Source organism: Pelagovum pacificum (assembly GCF_016134045.1).
GTDB classification, from domain to species: domain Bacteria; phylum Pseudomonadota; class Alphaproteobacteria; order Rhodobacterales; family Rhodobacteraceae; genus Oceanicola; species Oceanicola pacificus_A.
The window spans coordinates 3723270-3737215 of the sequence record NZ_CP065915.1 but is presented as its reverse complement, the minus strand read 5'-3'; the positions used below and the strand labels follow the sequence as shown (position 1 = coordinate 3737215).

Sequence of the window (13946 nt, the reverse complement as noted above, 5' to 3'; positions counted from 1 at the left end):
GATCCGGGACAAGGGAAGTGCAGATATGTGGGATTGGATTAAGTTGGCGATCTACGGGATCGTCGCGCTTGTCGCCGCGGTGGCGACCAACTGGGCGCGGGACCTGGCCTACCAGGTCCATGCCTTCATAGTTTTCGCGGTCGCCGCCGGCATGTTCATCCATACCGTCCGGCAGGTTGACGAAGAGAAGCCGCCGGTGGAGACGGGCTACAGCGACGGTGTGATCCGCGCCGGCGTCATCGCCACAACTTTCTGGGGACTCGCCGGTTTCCTGGTCGGCGTCTTCATCGCATTTCAGCTCGCATTCCCGGCGCTGAACTTCGAATGGGGGCAGGGCTATATCAATTTCGGCCGACTGCGCCCACTCCACACGAGCGCGGTGATCTTCGCCTTCGGCGGCAACGCACTCATCTGCACGTCCTTCTACATCGTGCAGCGCACCACGGCGGCCCGGCTTTGGGGCGGCAACCTCGCCTGGTTCGTCTTCTGGGGCTACAATCTGTTCATCGTGCTGGCCGCCACGGGCTACCTGCTCGGCGCGACCCAGTCGAAGGAATACGCGGAGCCCGAGTGGTACGTCGACCTGTGGCTGACCATCGTGTGGGTCTGCTATCTCGCCGTGTTCCTCGGCACGATCATCAAGCGGAAAGAGCCCCACATCTACGTGGCGAACTGGTTCTTCCTCGCCTTCATCGTGACGATCGCGATGCTGCACGTGGTCAATAACCTGTCGATCCCGGTCTCCTTCTGGGGCTCGCGGTCGGTACAGCTGTTCGCCGGTGTGCAGGATGCGATGACCCAGTGGTGGTACGGCCACAACGCGGTCGGCTTCTTCCTGACGGCGGGCTTCCTCGGCATGATGTACTACTTCGTGCCGAAGCAGGCCGAGCGTCCGGTCTTCAGCTACAAGCTGTCGATCATCCACTTCTGGGCGCTGATCTTCCTGTATATCTGGGCCGGCCCGCACCACCTGCACTACACCGCGCTGCCCGACTGGGCCTCGACGCTCGGCATGGTGTTCTCGGTGATCCTGTGGATGCCCAGCTGGGGTGGCATGATCAACGGCCTGATGACGCTGCAGGGCGCATGGGACAAGATCCGCACCGACCCGATCATTCGCATGATGGTCATCTCGATCGGCTTCTACGGCATGTCGACCTTCGAAGGCCCGATGATGTCGATCCGCGCGGTCAACTCGCTGTCGCATTACACCGACTGGACCATCGGCCACGTCCACTCCGGCGCGCTGGGCTGGAACGGCATGATCACCTTCGCGGCGCTCTATTTCCTGACGCCCCGGCTGTGGAACCGTCCGGCGCTCTACTCGACGGCGCTCGTCAGCTGGCACTTCTGGCTCGCCACCATCGGGATCGTTCTCTACGCGGCCTCGATGTGGGTCACCGGGATCATGGAGGGCCTGATGTGGCGTGAAGTCGACGCGCAGGGCTTCCTCGTGAACAGCTTCGCCGACACCGTCGCCGCCAAGTTCCCCATGTACGTGGTCCGCGGCCTCGGAGGGGTGCTCTACCTCGTCGGCGCGCTGATCATGGCCTTCAACCTCTGGATGACAGCGTTTGGCAAGCAACAGCCTGCCAGCGCCGCCGTCCCGGCCGAATAAGGAGGGGCCGGAATGTCGATCCTCGAAAAACACAGGATACTCGAAAAGAACGCCACACTGCTGCTGGTCTGCGGCCTCGGCGTGGTCACCATCGGCGGCATCGTCGAGATCGCTCCGCTCTTCTACCTCGAGAACACGATCGAAGAGGTCGAGGGCATGCGCCCCTACTCGCCGCTCGAGCTGCAGGGGCGGGAGGTCTACATCCGTGAGGGCTGCTACGTCTGCCACAGCCAGATGATCCGCCCGATGCGCGACGAGGTGGAGCGCTACGGCCACTACTCGCTGGCGGCGGAGTCGATGTTCGACCACCCGTTCCAGTGGGGGTCGAAGCGGACGGGGCCGGACCTTGCACGCGTCGGTGGCGTCTATTCCGACGAGTGGCACGTCCGTCACCTGACCGATCCGCAGTCCGTGGTGCCGGAATCGGTGATGCCCAAGTACGGCTTCCTGTCGGATCGCCTGCTGCATCCCGATCACATCCAGGACTTGATGGAGACGCACGCTCTCGTCGGCGTCCCCTACACCGAGGAGATGATCGAGAGTGCTTCTGCCGACTTCACCGTTCAGGTCGACCCGATGGGCGACTGGGACGGGCTGGTCGAACGCTACCCCGGCGCGCAGGTCCGCAACTTCGACGGGCGACCGGGCATCTCCGAGATGGATGCCCTGATCGCCTACCTCCAGATGCTCGGGACGCTGGTCGATTTCTCGACCTTCACGCCCGACGCCAGCCGCTGAGGACCGGATCATGGATACATATTCGATCCTGAGGCAGATCGCCGACAGCTGGGTGCTGCTGGCCCTGTTCTGCTTCTTTGTCGGTGCCGGGTTGTGGGTGTTCCGCCCCGGTGCCCGACCGATCCACGACGATGCCGCGCAACTCCCGTTCCGCAACGAGGACGCGCCGGCCACGGACAGCAAGGAGGTCCGGGAATGAGCGACAAGGTCGACATCTACGAGAACGATCCGGATACCACCGGCCACGAGTGGGACGGGATCAAGGAATTCGACAACCCGCTGCCGCGCTGGTGGCTGTGGATCTTCTACGCGACCATCGTATGGGGGATCATCTACACGATCCTCTATCCGGCCTGGCCGCTGGTGAACCGCGCCACGGGCGGCCTGCTGGACTATTCGACCCGCAACCTGGTGGCCGAACAGATCGCGACAGTGGACGAACGCAACGCCGACCTTGTTGCCGCGCTGTCCGAGGCCGACCTCACCACGCTCGCCGAGAACGGCGATCTACACGGTTTCGCGGTCAACATGGGTGCTGCCGTCTTCCGGTCGAAATGCTCGCAATGTCACGGCTCGGGAGCCGGCGGGGCCGTCGGTTTTCCGAACCTGAACGACGATGCCTGGCTCTGGGGCGGTCAGATCACCGAGATCGCCGAGACGATCGCCAACGGTGTCCGCAACGAGGATTCGCCCGCCGCCCGCTGGTCCGAGATGCCGGCCTTCGGGCGCGACGGCCTGCTCGACCGCGAGCAGGTGAGCGCCGTCGTCCAGCATGTGCTTGCCATCTCCGGGCAGGAGCATGACGCCGAACTGGCTGAAGCCGGGGCCACCGTCTTCGCCGACAATTGCGTGGCCTGTCACTCGGACGACGGAACCGGCGACCAGACGATGGGTGCGCCGAACCTGACGGACGCGATCTGGCTCTATGGCGGCAGCGAGGCGGCGATCACGGAGACGGTGAACAATGCGCGTTTCGGCGTCATGCCGGCCTGGTCGGAGGAATTCCGTTCGCCCGGCCTGACCGATGCGGAGATCAACGCGGCGGCGGCCTATGTCCACCAGCTTGGCGGGGGCCAATAGGGACAAGGGGATCGACGGACCAAACTTCCCGGTCCGTCGCAACTTCGGGGCGGTGCTTCGGCGTCGCCCCCCTTTTTAGTGTCTGTAGGCTGATGTTGTGACGATCAGCCCAGCTTGCCGACCAGGTGCCGCAGCGCCAGCAGGTAGCCTTCCGTCCCGCAACCGACGATCACGCCGGTGGCGATCTCCGACAGGTAGGAGTGATGGCGAAAGGCCTCCCGCGCGTGGACGTTCGAGATGTGCACTTCGATGAAGGGCCCGTCGAAGGCCCGCAGGGCGTCGGCGATCGCGATGGAGGTGTGGGTGTAGGCGCCAGCGTTGATGATGATCGCCTGCGCCTCGGTCCGCGCGGTGTGGACCTGATCCACGATCTCGCCCTCGTGGTTCGACTGGAAGAAGCCGATCTCGACGCCCAACTCTTTGCCCAGCTTGCGGCACGACGCCTCGACATCGGCGAGAGTCTCTGCCCCGTAGACCTCCGGCTGGCGTTGGCCGAGCAGGTTGAGGTTGGGTCCGTTGAGGATGTGGATCGTTGGCATGGTCTAGGCTTTCACCCCTGCGATAAGTCCGGCGGCCGCGTCCGCACCGTGGTCTTTCAGGGTAGATAGAGCCTCGGTCAAGGCATCCTTGAGGCCATCCCGCGCCGCGAGCTCAGGCGGGAACACCCGGCTGTCGGCGAGGTAGGCGCCCACGACATCGTCCGTGTCCCAGTAGGCGGCGAGGTCGGCGGCGAGCGGATCCTTCACGTCGATCGCGTCGCCCGACAGGGTCTTGCCGGAGGTGTATTGCATCCAGGCCGCAACGGCGAGCAGCACGCCCTTCTGCGGCATCCCCTTGTCCAGACCCTCCTTCAGTGTGCCGAGCAGGCGTTGCGGCAGTTTCTGACTGCCGTCCATCGCGATCTGCCACGTGCGGTGCCGGATCGCCGGGTTCTCATACCGCAGGTGCAGGGCTCCGGCGTAGTCGGCGAGCGACACGCCGGGCGGCGGGGTCAGAACCGGCGCGATCTCGCTTGCCCACATATGGTCGGCGAACGCGGCGAGCGCCTTGCTCTGCATCGTTTCGGCGATCGTCTCGCAGCCCGACAGGTAGCCGAGGTAGGCCAGTGATGAGTGTGTGCCGTTCAGCATCCGGAGCTTCATGTGCTCGTAGGGCGCCACGTCCTCGACCATCTCGACACCGACGGCGGCAAGATCGGGCCGGTCGCCGTTGACGAAATCATCCTGAACGACCCACTGCCGGAACGGTTCGTGCATCACCGGCGCGGCGTCGTGGTAGCCGGTCATCTCCTCGACGCGGGCCACGTCCTCGTCCGTGGTCGCGGGCACGATCCGGTCGATCATGGTGCAGGGGAACTTGCCGTGTGCCTCGATCCACCTGGCGAGCTTGTCATCGATCAGCGTCGCGAGGTCGAGGACGAGCCGCCGCAGCAGGTGACCGTTGTCCGGAATGTTGTCGCAGGACACGACGGTGAAGGGCTCCGCCCCCATGTGCATCCGGTGCTCCAGCGCCCGCACGATGTAGCCGAGCGCCGATACCGGATGGGACGAGACGAGATCGGCCTCGATATCGGGGTGTTTCGGGTCGAGCCGTCCGGTCGAGGGGACATGGCAATAGCCCTTCTCCGTGATCGTCAGCGTCACGATCCGGGCCCGTTCCATCACGTCGAGCACGGCCTGCGGGTCTTCCTTCGCGACGAGCACTTCGCGGATGGAGGTGACGAGCCGGGGATGCACGCCGTCCGGCGCAAGCTCGACCGCATGGTACACCTCACCCTGCGGTGCGAGTTTGTCACGCGTCCCGGGACTTTTCAGCGAAACACCGGTGATACCCCAGTTGCCGCCGGACTTCGCCATCGCCTCCTGGATGTAGACCGCGCCGTGCGCCCGGAAAAAGGCGCCGAGGCCAAGGTGAACGATGCCGGGGGCGGGCGGTTCGCCGTTGCGGTGCAGTCTGGTCATAGATTGTATGCCTTCTTCACGAGTCCGTTGGTCAGGGCGGCGGCCATCTCGTGCGCCTCGTCCTTGCCGATGCGATGGTCGGCCACCAGCGTCGAGAGCCAGTGACAGTCTGCCCGACGCGCCACGTCATGTCGCGCGGGGATCGAGCAGAAGGCGCGCGTGTCGTCGTTGAAGCCGGCGGTGTTGTAGATGCCAGCCGTCTCGCCCGTCTGCTCCCTGAACCGCATCATGCCCTCGAAACTGTCGTAGAACCACCAGGGCGGTCCGAGCGTCAGGGCAGGGTAGACCCCGGCCAGCGGGGCAAGCTCACGGGAATAGACCGTTTCATCCAGCGTGAAGGGGATCACGGTCAGGTTCGGCTCCATCCCCACCGCGTCCAGCAGCGGGCGAAGCGCATGGACGTAGTCGGTCCGTTGCGGGATGTCGAAGCCCTTGTCGCGGCCATGTTTCGCCATGACATCGGCGGAGTGGTTGCGCACCGATCCGGCGTGGATCTGCAGCGTCATGCCGTCCTCGACCGACATGCGCGCCATCTCCGTCAGCATCTGCGCGCGGAAGGCGTCGGCCTCGTCGGCGGTGGCCCGGCCCGATACGCACTTCTCGAACAGCACGCCGCACTGGTCGGGAGGCAGGTTCTCTGTCCGCGCGGTCAGGTGGCCGTGGTCCGTCGCGGTCGCGCCGAACTCCTGGAAGTAGGCGCGGCGCTTGCGATGCGCGGCGAGGTAGCCGTCCCACGTCGCCGTGTCCTCGCCGGTCAGCCGGCCGAGTTGTTCGACGTTTTCCGCGAAACCTTCGTACTCCGGGTCCATCACCGCGTCGGGCCGGTAGGTCGGCACGACGTTCCCGCCCCAGCCGCTCTCGCGGATCGTTTTGTGGTGCGTCAGGTCGTCGAGCGCGCCGTCCGTCGTGGCGAGGAGCTGGATGTTGAACCGGTCGAACAGGGCGCGGGGCCGGTAGTCATCGTCGGTGAGCCGCTCGGCGATCTGGTCGTAAATCCGGTCGGCATTGTCGGCGGTCAGCCGTTCGGTCACGCCGAAGACCGTCTCGAACGCGTGGTCGACCCACATCCGCGTCGGGGTGCCCCGGAACAGGTGGTAGTGCTCCGCGAACAAGCGCCAGATCCGGCGCGCGTCCTGACTGGTCTCGCCACCGTCGACGCGTGGCACGCCGAGGTCGGTCATCGGCACGCCCTGGCTGACGAGCATCCGGAAGATGTAATGGTCGGGCACCACGAACAGCCGCGCCGGATCCGGGAAGGGCGCGTTCTCGGCGAACCATTTCGGCTCACAATGGCCGTGGGGCGAGATGATCGGCGCGTCCTTCACCGCCTCGTACAGCTCTCGGGCAATGGCCCGGGTCCCCGGTTCTGCGGGGAAAAGGCGGTCTGGATGTAGCAGCGTCATGGTGTCCTCCTCATTCATTGTGCCTCAGGGCGGGCTGTCCAGCGGGACAAGCGCCCCGCGTCCCTGCACCACGCGCGATGCGACGTCGTGCCCGGCGCGCACCGCTTCGATCGGCGACTGGCCCATCAGGCGGGCGGCAAGATAGCCGGCGTTGAAACTGTCCCCGGCGCCGGTCGTGTCGACGGGGGTAACCCTCGGCAGGTCTGTGACTTCGGCCCGTTCGGTCCCGCGCACCAGAACCGGGCCGCCGCCGGTCTTCACCACGACCTCGGCCGTGCCGAGCGCTTCGTACCGGTCCGCCGTCGCTTCGGGGGAGGCATCACCGAAGCAGGCGGCCTCATCGTCGGCGGAGGGCAGCACGATCTGCGACTGGCGCGCGGCAAGCGTCGTCCAGTCCCGTGCGGCGTCGGGGGACTCCCAAAGCCGGGGCCGGAAATTCGGGTCGTAGGCCAGCGGCACGCCGGACGCGGCAGCACGGTCGAGCAGCGCCTCGCGCCGCTCGGGCGCAAGGATCGCCAGCGTGATCGCGCTGAGATAGAGCATGGTCGCGCCCGACATCGCGGCGTCGAGCGCCTCTTCGTCGTCGGCCAGGTGCCGGGCGGCGGACTGGCTGCGCCAGTAGGTAAAGCTGCGCTCCCCTTCCGTCAGCGAAATGGCGTAGAGCCCCGGCCCCCGGTCCGGATCGCGCGCGACATGCCCGGCGCCGAGTCCCGACTGACCGAGGAACGAGACGATCCTGTCGGAAAATGCGTCCGTCCCGACCCGGGTGACGTAATCGACCTCCCACTCCGGGCCGAGCCGCTTGCGCAGGTACCACGCCGTGTTCAGCGTATCCCCCGCAACGTTGAGCGCCCAGCCGTCCGAAGCGCCCTCCGAGAGTTCGAGCATCGCTTCTCCGATGCTGACGAATCGACCCGATGTCATGTCTGTCCTGCCCTCCTCGCCGGTCCCTTTGACCGCGCGCGCAAACAACCAGCGCGGTCCGGAAGTGGCAAGCGTTGCAAGAGGCGCGGAACGTTCCCGGAACGGTGGACAGGCGTCCGTGAAAGGCGCCGTCGCACCGCCGCCAGCGCGGTGTCGTTAAGCGCTCGTTGAGCATCAGGTGCGAGCGTCCGGAATGCGCCAGAGTCCCGGAGGATGCCATGCAGAACAGAGCCGACCCGATTCCCTTCATCCTTTATGAGGCGCGGCCCGCCGGCAGTGTCTATCGCCGGGTCGGAAAGCGGTGCCTCGACCTTGTCCTGGTCGCTCTGTCCGCGCCACTGTCGGTGCCGCTGATCCTGCTTCTGGCGGCGATCGTCCGGCTGGACGGCGGGCCGGGCTTCTACCGGCATCGCCGCGTCGGACGGAACGGCCGGGAGTTCGCCTGCTGCAAGATCAGGACGATGGTGCCAAATGCCGATGCGGTCCTGCGCCGTCACCTCGAGGACCCGGCGCTGGCCGAGGAATGGGCGCGATCGCGCAAGCTCAGGGTCGATCCGAGGATCACGCGCATCGGCTATTGGCTTCGACGGTCGAGCCTCGATGAACTGCCGCAACTGTTCAATGTCCTGCGTGGAGACATGAGCCTCGTTGGGCCGCGCCCCGTCGTCCACGAGGAACTTGCCCGCTACGGCGCGGCACGCGGCGCTTACCTGTCGGTCGTGCCGGGGCTGACCGGACTTTGGCAGGTTTCGGGTCGGAACGACCTCAGTTACCGGGACCGGATCGCGCTCGACCGGCTCTATGCCGAGCGGCTCTCGTTCGCGCTCGACCTTCGGCTGATCTTTCGAACAGTTCATGCCGTGGTCAGCGGCAGCGGCCGATAGCGGCCGCGGTATGCTGGTCTGTATCACGATGGGTCAGGTCTTCGACGGAAGCTCGTCAGGCAACACGTTGTTGAGGTGCCGTATCAGGGCCTCGACCGCCTGCGACGGGTCGCCGGAGGTCATGCCCTCGATGATCGCCTCGTGATCCTCGATGACTTTCTTCATGCGGTTGGGCTGGAACAGGGTCGTTCTGCGGTAGCGGTCGACCTGGAGTTTGACCGACAGGACCAGCTTCCACAGACCCTCGTGACCGGCAATCCGGGCGATCTCGGCGTGGAAGGACTCGTCCGCTGCGTGGAAAGCCGCCTGGTCCTGCGCGAGGTCGGCCTCGCGCTGGCGTTCGACGATGGTGCGCAGGACCATGATGTCGCTGCGCGTCGCGGCGTCGGTGGCGAGCTGCACCGACTTCGTTTCGAGCGCTTCGCGAATCACCATCGCCTCGGGCAGCTCGTCATAGGGGATGCGGGCGATGAAGGTGCCGGACTGCGGAAAGACCTCGATAAGCCCTTCATCCGCAAGCCTTAACGTCGCTTCCCGGACGGGTGTCCGGCTGACGCCGTACTCCTCCGCGATCTCCTTCTCATTCAGCGTTTCCCCCGGTTGCAGGTCGAGCGTGACGATCCGTTCGCGCAGCTGGTTGTAGATGTGCCGCCATGTCGGCGTCGGCCGTTCGACCGAGCGGTTCCTCGGCGGTCGCCGGTGGGTTCTTCCGTCCTCTGTCACGCGCTCGTTCATCTGAAAATGCAGGTCCTTGTTCACTCTTTTGGCCGAGATGCCGGTGCACCCCTTGACTGATATACTATTATAACAGTAGCGTCCTGACCAGATCGCATTTCGCGTCTAGGGAGGAAATCATGAAAAATTCGATACTTGGCATCTCTGGTGCCAGTTGCATTGCCGCCCTCATGGCAGTCGCAACGCCAGCGTCGGCTCAGTCCATCGACTTCTGGACCTTGTTCACCGGACCCGACGGGGAGGCGATCAGCGACATGGTCGCCGAGTTCAACGAGTCCGCCGGCGCAGACGCCGACGTCGAGGTGAACCTGCTCGTCATTCCGTGGGACGACTTCAACACGAAGCTTTCCGTCTCCATGGCATCCGGCCAGGCGCCGGCGCTGACGATCGTGAACTCGGACCGCGTTCCGATCTACGCCAATCAAGGCGCGCTCGAAGCCTTCACGGCGGAAGAGCTCGAGACTGCCGGGATCAACAAGGACGACTACATCGCCGCGTCTTGGGACGCCGGCATGTTCGAGGGAGAGCAGTACGGCGTGCCGCTCGGCATGTTCCCGCGCCACATCTACTACAACAAGGCGCTGTTCGAGCAGGCCGGCCTCGATCCCGAAAGCCCGCCCACCACGGGTGAAGAAGTGCTCGCCGCCGCCGAGGCGATCGAGGCGCTGGGCGACGATGTCCACGGCATGATCTTCGCCAAGTCCGGCAGCGGTGCGTTCCGCGACTTCTACAGCCGCTACTGGCAGTACAATCCGGACCTTTACAACGAGGACATGACCGACGTCTCCGATGGGTTCGAGGAAGCGGCGACCAACGTCCTGAACGACATTCAGGCGATGATCGACGCGGATGTCTCGCCGGAAAACGAAGTGGACGATCCCGGCCAGCTGTTCGCGCAGAACAAGGTCGGTATCGTGTTCAGCCAGATCACGGACCTCAACCTCTACAAGGCCGCGGCCGAGAACCAGGGCGTCGAGTACGGCGTCGCGCCGTTCCCGGTCTACGGCAACGAGCCCGCGACCTTCGCGATGGCGCACGAGTTCCTGATCCCGCGCGGGGCGTCCGCAGAGGATCGTGCCGCCGCCCTTACCTTCATCGAATGGGTCGGCGCGCGTGGCTTCGAATGGGCGATGACCGGCAAGGTGCCGTCGCAGCTCGCCGTGTTCGAGGAGGAGCGGTTCCAGGCCGAGGAAGACCTCGTGACGATCGCCGATATCCGCGACACGATCCACTTCCCGCCGTCCATCGTGGCGCAGCCCGACGTCGACCGTGTCGTGCGCGAGGCGATGGAAGCGTTCTATGCCGGCCGTGCCGACGTGGATCAGACGGTGCAGAACCTCGTTCGCGGCATCGCCAGCGAACTCTAAGACCTCTCACATTGCAGACAGGCAGGCCCCAACAGCCCGGGGCCTGTCTCCCCTTGACCCTAAAGCGGCAGGCGAGATGAAGAACAACCGGCTATTCCCGTACCTGATGGTCGCCCCCTACCTGCTGACCTTCGGCGTATTCCTCGGCTACCCGATCCTGCGCGCCGTCTGGATCAGCCTGTTCGACTGGGGCATCTTCGGCCCGAACGAGTTCGTCGGCCTCGCGAACTACATCGACCTGTTCACCGATGACCGCTTCTGGGCCTCGTTCTTCATCACCGGCACCTTCGCGCTGATGTACGTGCCGATGGTGATGATCCTCTCGGTCGTCATCGCGGTCCTGTTGCACCGCGCGCTGCCGGGCATCTCCATCTTCCGGACGGTGATCTTCTTTCCGCTGGTGGTGAACGTCGCCGTGGCCGCCATCGCCTTCAACTGGCTCTTCCAGCCGGAAGTCGGCACGATCAACGCCGTACTCGACGCGCTGGGTCTGCCGGGTCAGGAATGGCTGAGCCGACCGGGCTGGGCCCTGTTCACCGTCAGCCTCGTGACGCTTTGGATCAACCTCGGCTTCATGGTCATCATCCTGCTCGCCGGGCTAGAGAACATCCCCGACGACCTTTACGAGGCCGCGCGCCTCGACGGGTCGAACGCCTTCCAGGACCTGATCTACATCACGATCCCGCTGCTATTGCCGATCATGCTGATCGTCATGGTGCTGTCGATCGTCCACGCCTTCCAGGTCTTCGGCGAGGTGCTCATCATGACCAACGGCGGTCCCTTCGGCAGCACGACGGTCCTGACCATGCTGCTCTACGAGGAAGGTTTCCGCGACTTCGCGCTCGGCCGGGCCGCCGCGATCGGCGTCATCATAACGATCATCATCGCGGCCCTGTCCTTCATCCAGTTCCGCGTCTTCCGGCAGAGGTAACCGATGCGCCGCAAACAGACCCTTCGCTGGACAGCGCTGCTCGTCATTTCCCTTCTGTGGATCCTGCCGGTCGCGTCGCTGATCCTGTTCTCCTTCGCGCCCCCGGCCGAAGTCCTGTCCGGCGGGATCATCCCGAGCGACTGGACGTTCGGCAACTACGAGAAGGTCGTGACCGATGCCGGGCGGGGCGTCTCGATCCCGCAGGCCATGTGGAACAGCACGGTGATCATGCTGGTGCAGGTCATCGGCGTGCTGCTGCTGGACGTGCCCGCCGCCTACGCCTTCGCACGGCTGCGGTTCTGGGGCCGTGACCTGTTCTTCTTCGCCACGCTGCTGACGCTGATGATGCCTGGCATTCTCGAGATCATCTCGCTCTACGAGATGATGTCCGGGATGGGCCTCGTCGACACGAGGATGGGTGTGATCCTGCCCGGCCTTGCCCGCGTTATCGGCATCTTCATCCTCCGACAGTTCTTCCGGCAGGTCCCGAAAGAGCTGGAGGAAGCCGCCCGCATGGACGGCGCTACCAATTTCCAGGTGTTCCTGCGCATCATGGTGCCGCTCGCGGCGCCCGCGATCACCACGGTCGCGATCATCACCGCGCTCTACAGCTGGAACAACTTCCTCTGGCCGCTGGTCATCACCAACACGCCGGGCTCCATGACGGTGCCGGTCGCGGTGTCCTACCTCAGCGCGGATACGAGCGCGGTGCTCAACTACACCGTCATCCTCGCCGCGGCCTTCTTCACATCGCTCCCCATGATCATCCTCTTCCTCTTCGGACAGCGGTGGATCGTGCAGGGCATGCGCCCGACCTCGGGCATCAAATGACAGGAGTTTCAATGTCTTCCCTTAAGATCGACACCACCCCCAAGCACGAGTTCTCGCCCCGCTTCTACATGCAGTTCATGGAGCCTCTGGGCCATACGGACAGCTCCGTCGCGGCCTGCTGGAACGTGCTCGAGGACAAGTGGCGTGACGATTTCGTCGAGGTCGTCAGCGACCTGAAACCGTCGTCCATCCGCTGGGGCGGGATCCTCACCGGCTTCTGGAAATGGCGCGAAGGCGTGGGTGATCCGAAGGACCGGGTTCCGATGGTCAACTACCTCTGGGGCGGGGTCGAGACGAACCGCGTCGGCGTCCACGAGTTCCTGGACTTCTGCGAGATGGTCGGTGCCGAGCCCATCATGGGCATCAATTTCGCCGGGGACGGACGGCCCGAATATATCGAGACCGCGCTGGGCGAAAAGCGGGCCGGAACGCCGGAAGAGGCCGCCGACCTCGTGTCCTACTGCAACGACCCCGACCATGCGGAGCGCAAGGCGAACGGACGCGACAAGCCGTGGAACGTCCGCACCTGGCAGATCGGGAACGAGACTTCCTACCCGAAGGCGGGTGAGCGGTTCGACCGGCACGAGAACGCCGAGCAGTATGTTGCCTTTGCCAAGGCGATGCGCGAGCGCGATCCGTCGATCACGCTGATCGGCTGGGGCGACCTCGAGCGGGATACCAACGAATCCTGGACACCCACGCTGCTGGAGGCTGCCGGCGAAACTATCGACATGGTCGCCATCCACATGATGCACCAGAACCCGAAGGACCCGGACACCCCCCTGCGCGGTCGCAAGTACCGCGACGACTACACCAAGACGTGGGACGCGCTGACCGAGCAGTACCAGTCGGTCGAATCCAAGCTGATCGGCGCGCGCGAGACGATCGAGGGCATCAACCCGAAGATCCGGCTCGCCATCACTGAGGGGCACCTGTCGATCCAGCCGCACAACAAGAACGAAGTGCTGCGCGAGTGGATTACGGGCCTGTTCCACGCCCGAACGCTGACGCTTTATGAGCGGCACTCCGACATCCTCGACATCGTGACGCTGGCCGACTTCGCGGGGCAGAGCTGGCTCGTGAACGCCGTGCTTCTCGGCTCCCCGGCAGAGCAGCCCTACCTGCTGCCGGTCGGTCACGTCATGCGTCTGTTCGCGCACCACGTCGGCACTCACGGGGTCGAGGTGGAAAGCGACGACGCTGACCTCTGCGTGTCCGCCACGCGCGAAGGGGACAAGCTGTTCCTGCATGTCGCGAACCTCGACTTCGAGGCCGAGAAGACGCTGTCGACCGGGGTTACCGGCAAGGGCACGGTCCATCAGATCGCGCCGGGCAAGCTCGACGCCTACATCGACAGCACCAACCTCGACGTCTTCGCCGTCGAAACCCGCGAGGTCGCCGATGCGTCCTCCGTCACGCTGCCCCCGGCTTCGGTCGCGGCCATCGTGATCGATCTGTCCTGAACGAAGGGGGA

14 protein-coding genes are annotated in these 13946 nt (G+C 65.0%); 9 read left to right on the top strand and 5 right to left on the bottom strand.

Annotation, left to right across the window (positions count from 1 at the left end; all coding sequences use genetic code 11):
- Nucleotides 1–25: 25 nt before the first annotated feature.
- From ccoN to ccoP, 4 genes are read left to right on the top strand one after another with little or no spacing between them, the layout of a single operon-like run.
- Entirely contained in the window at nt 26–1618 is a 1593-nt protein-coding gene (ccoN, locus tag I8N54_RS18400; RefSeq protein ID WP_140195201.1) for a cytochrome-c oxidase, cbb3-type subunit I, read from the top strand.
- Between the two features lie 12 nt (nt 1619–1630).
- Nucleotides 1631–2356, top strand: coding sequence for a cytochrome-c oxidase, cbb3-type subunit II (gene ccoO, locus I8N54_RS18395; RefSeq protein ID WP_140195203.1), 726 nt, complete (start codon nt 1631–1633; stop codon nt 2354–2356).
- A 10-nt stretch (nt 2357–2366) separates the two neighbouring features.
- Nucleotides 2367–2555, top strand: a complete 189-nt coding sequence (locus I8N54_RS18390) for a cbb3-type cytochrome c oxidase subunit 3 (protein ID WP_140195205.1) — start codon at nt 2367–2369, stop codon at nt 2553–2555.
- The gene (gene ccoP, locus I8N54_RS18385; protein WP_140195207.1) at nt 2552–3436 is read left to right on the top strand and encodes a cytochrome-c oxidase, cbb3-type subunit III; all 885 of its coding nucleotides are present in this window, start codon (nt 2552–2554) and stop codon (nt 3434–3436) included. Before I8N54_RS18390 ends, ccoP begins: the two co-directional genes overlap by 4 nt.
- A gap of 104 nt (nt 3437–3540) precedes the next feature.
- Here ccoP and aroQ read toward each other — a convergent pair whose 3' ends face one another.
- The 4 genes from aroQ to I8N54_RS18365 are packed head-to-tail and all read right to left on the bottom strand — an operon-like array spanning nt 3541 to nt 7724.
- Nucleotides 3541–3975 carry a type II 3-dehydroquinate dehydratase gene (gene aroQ / locus I8N54_RS18380; protein ID WP_140195209.1) on the bottom strand — a complete coding sequence of 145 codons (435 nt, stop codon included), beginning with the start codon at nt 3973–3975 and terminating at the stop codon, nt 3541–3543.
- A gap of 3 nt (nt 3976–3978) precedes the next feature.
- Entirely contained in the window at nt 3979–5397 is a 1419-nt protein-coding gene (locus tag I8N54_RS18375) for a mannitol dehydrogenase family protein (protein WP_140195212.1), read from the bottom strand.
- On the bottom strand, nt 5394–6800 hold the full coding sequence (gene uxaC / locus I8N54_RS18370) for a glucuronate isomerase (protein ID WP_140195214.1): 1407 nt from the start codon (nt 6798–6800) through the stop codon (nt 5394–5396). Before uxaC ends, I8N54_RS18375 begins: the two co-directional genes overlap by 4 nt.
- A 24-nt stretch (nt 6801–6824) precedes the next feature.
- Nucleotides 6825–7724 carry a sugar kinase gene (locus tag I8N54_RS18365; RefSeq protein ID WP_140195216.1) on the bottom strand — a complete coding sequence of 300 codons (900 nt, stop codon included), beginning with the start codon at nt 7722–7724 and terminating at the stop codon, nt 6825–6827.
- 218 nt (nt 7725–7942) lie between these two features.
- Here I8N54_RS18365 and I8N54_RS18360 point away from each other — a divergent pair, with 218 nt between their 5' ends.
- Nucleotides 7943–8608, top strand: coding sequence for a sugar transferase (locus I8N54_RS18360; protein WP_140195218.1), 666 nt, complete (start codon nt 7943–7945; stop codon nt 8606–8608).
- A gap of 33 nt (nt 8609–8641) precedes the next feature.
- Here the strand turns inward: I8N54_RS18360 and I8N54_RS18355 are convergent, their stop codons facing one another.
- Nucleotides 8642–9343, bottom strand: coding sequence for a GntR family transcriptional regulator (locus I8N54_RS18355; protein ID WP_140195738.1), 702 nt, complete (start codon nt 9341–9343; stop codon nt 8642–8644).
- Between the two features lie 119 nt (nt 9344–9462).
- Here I8N54_RS18355 and I8N54_RS18350 point away from each other — a divergent pair, with 119 nt between their 5' ends.
- The 4 genes from I8N54_RS18350 (at nt 9463) to I8N54_RS18335 (ending at nt 13935) form a co-directional block, all read left to right on the top strand.
- On the top strand, nt 9463–10710 hold the full coding sequence (locus tag I8N54_RS18350) for an extracellular solute-binding protein (protein WP_140195220.1): 1248 nt from the start codon (nt 9463–9465) through the stop codon (nt 10708–10710).
- Nucleotides 10711–10786: 76 nt separating this feature from the next.
- Nucleotides 10787–11641 (top strand): carbohydrate ABC transporter permease, encoded by an 855-nt coding sequence (locus I8N54_RS18345; RefSeq protein WP_197097578.1) that lies wholly within the window; start codon nt 10787–10789, stop codon nt 11639–11641.
- Between the two features lie 3 nt (nt 11642–11644).
- Complete coding sequence (locus I8N54_RS18340; protein ID WP_140195224.1) at nt 11645–12472, top strand: carbohydrate ABC transporter permease; 828 nt, start codon at nt 11645–11647, stop codon at nt 12470–12472.
- 11 nt (nt 12473–12483) lie between these two features.
- A complete protein-coding gene (locus tag I8N54_RS18335; protein WP_140195226.1) occupies nt 12484–13935 on the top strand; it encodes an alpha-L-arabinofuranosidase in 1452 nt (483 codons plus the stop codon).
- Nucleotides 13936–13946 lie beyond the last annotated feature (11 nt).

Bases quoted from the DNA above. Each gene is read 5' to 3' on its own strand.
- I8N54_RS18345 (WP_197097578.1), top strand. From the start codon at position 10,787: ATGAAGAACAACCGGCTATTCCCGTACCTGATGGTCGCCCCCTACCTG.
- I8N54_RS18340 (WP_140195224.1), top strand. From the start codon at position 11,645: ATGCGCCGCAAACAGACCCTTCGCTGGACAGCGCTGCTCGTCATTTCC.
- uxaC (WP_140195214.1), bottom strand. From the start codon at position 6,800: ATGACGCTGCTACATCCAGACCGCCTTTTCCCCGCAGAACCGGGGACC.
- I8N54_RS18360 (WP_140195218.1), top strand. From the start codon at position 7,943: ATGCAGAACAGAGCCGACCCGATTCCCTTCATCCTTTATGAGGCGCGG.
- I8N54_RS18390 (WP_140195205.1), top strand. From the start codon at position 2,367: ATGGATACATATTCGATCCTGAGGCAGATCGCCGACAGCTGGGTGCTG.
- I8N54_RS18375 (WP_140195212.1), bottom strand. From the start codon at position 5,397: ATGACCAGACTGCACCGCAACGGCGAACCGCCCGCCCCCGGCATCGTT.
- ccoP (WP_140195207.1), top strand. From the start codon at position 2,552: ATGAGCGACAAGGTCGACATCTACGAGAACGATCCGGATACCACCGGC.
- I8N54_RS18350 (WP_140195220.1), top strand. From the start codon at position 9,463: ATGAAAAATTCGATACTTGGCATCTCTGGTGCCAGTTGCATTGCCGCC.
- I8N54_RS18365 (WP_140195216.1), bottom strand. From the start codon at position 7,724: ATGACATCGGGTCGATTCGTCAGCATCGGAGAAGCGATGCTCGAACTC.
- ccoN (WP_140195201.1), top strand. From the start codon at position 26: ATGTGGGATTGGATTAAGTTGGCGATCTACGGGATCGTCGCGCTTGTC.
- I8N54_RS18335 (WP_140195226.1), top strand. From the start codon at position 12,484: ATGTCTTCCCTTAAGATCGACACCACCCCCAAGCACGAGTTCTCGCCC.
- ccoO (WP_140195203.1), top strand. From the start codon at position 1,631: ATGTCGATCCTCGAAAAACACAGGATACTCGAAAAGAACGCCACACTG.
- I8N54_RS18355 (WP_140195738.1), bottom strand. From the start codon at position 9,343: ATGAACGAGCGCGTGACAGAGGACGGAAGAACCCACCGGCGACCGCCG.
- aroQ (WP_140195209.1), bottom strand. From the start codon at position 3,975: ATGCCAACGATCCACATCCTCAACGGACCCAACCTCAACCTGCTCGGC.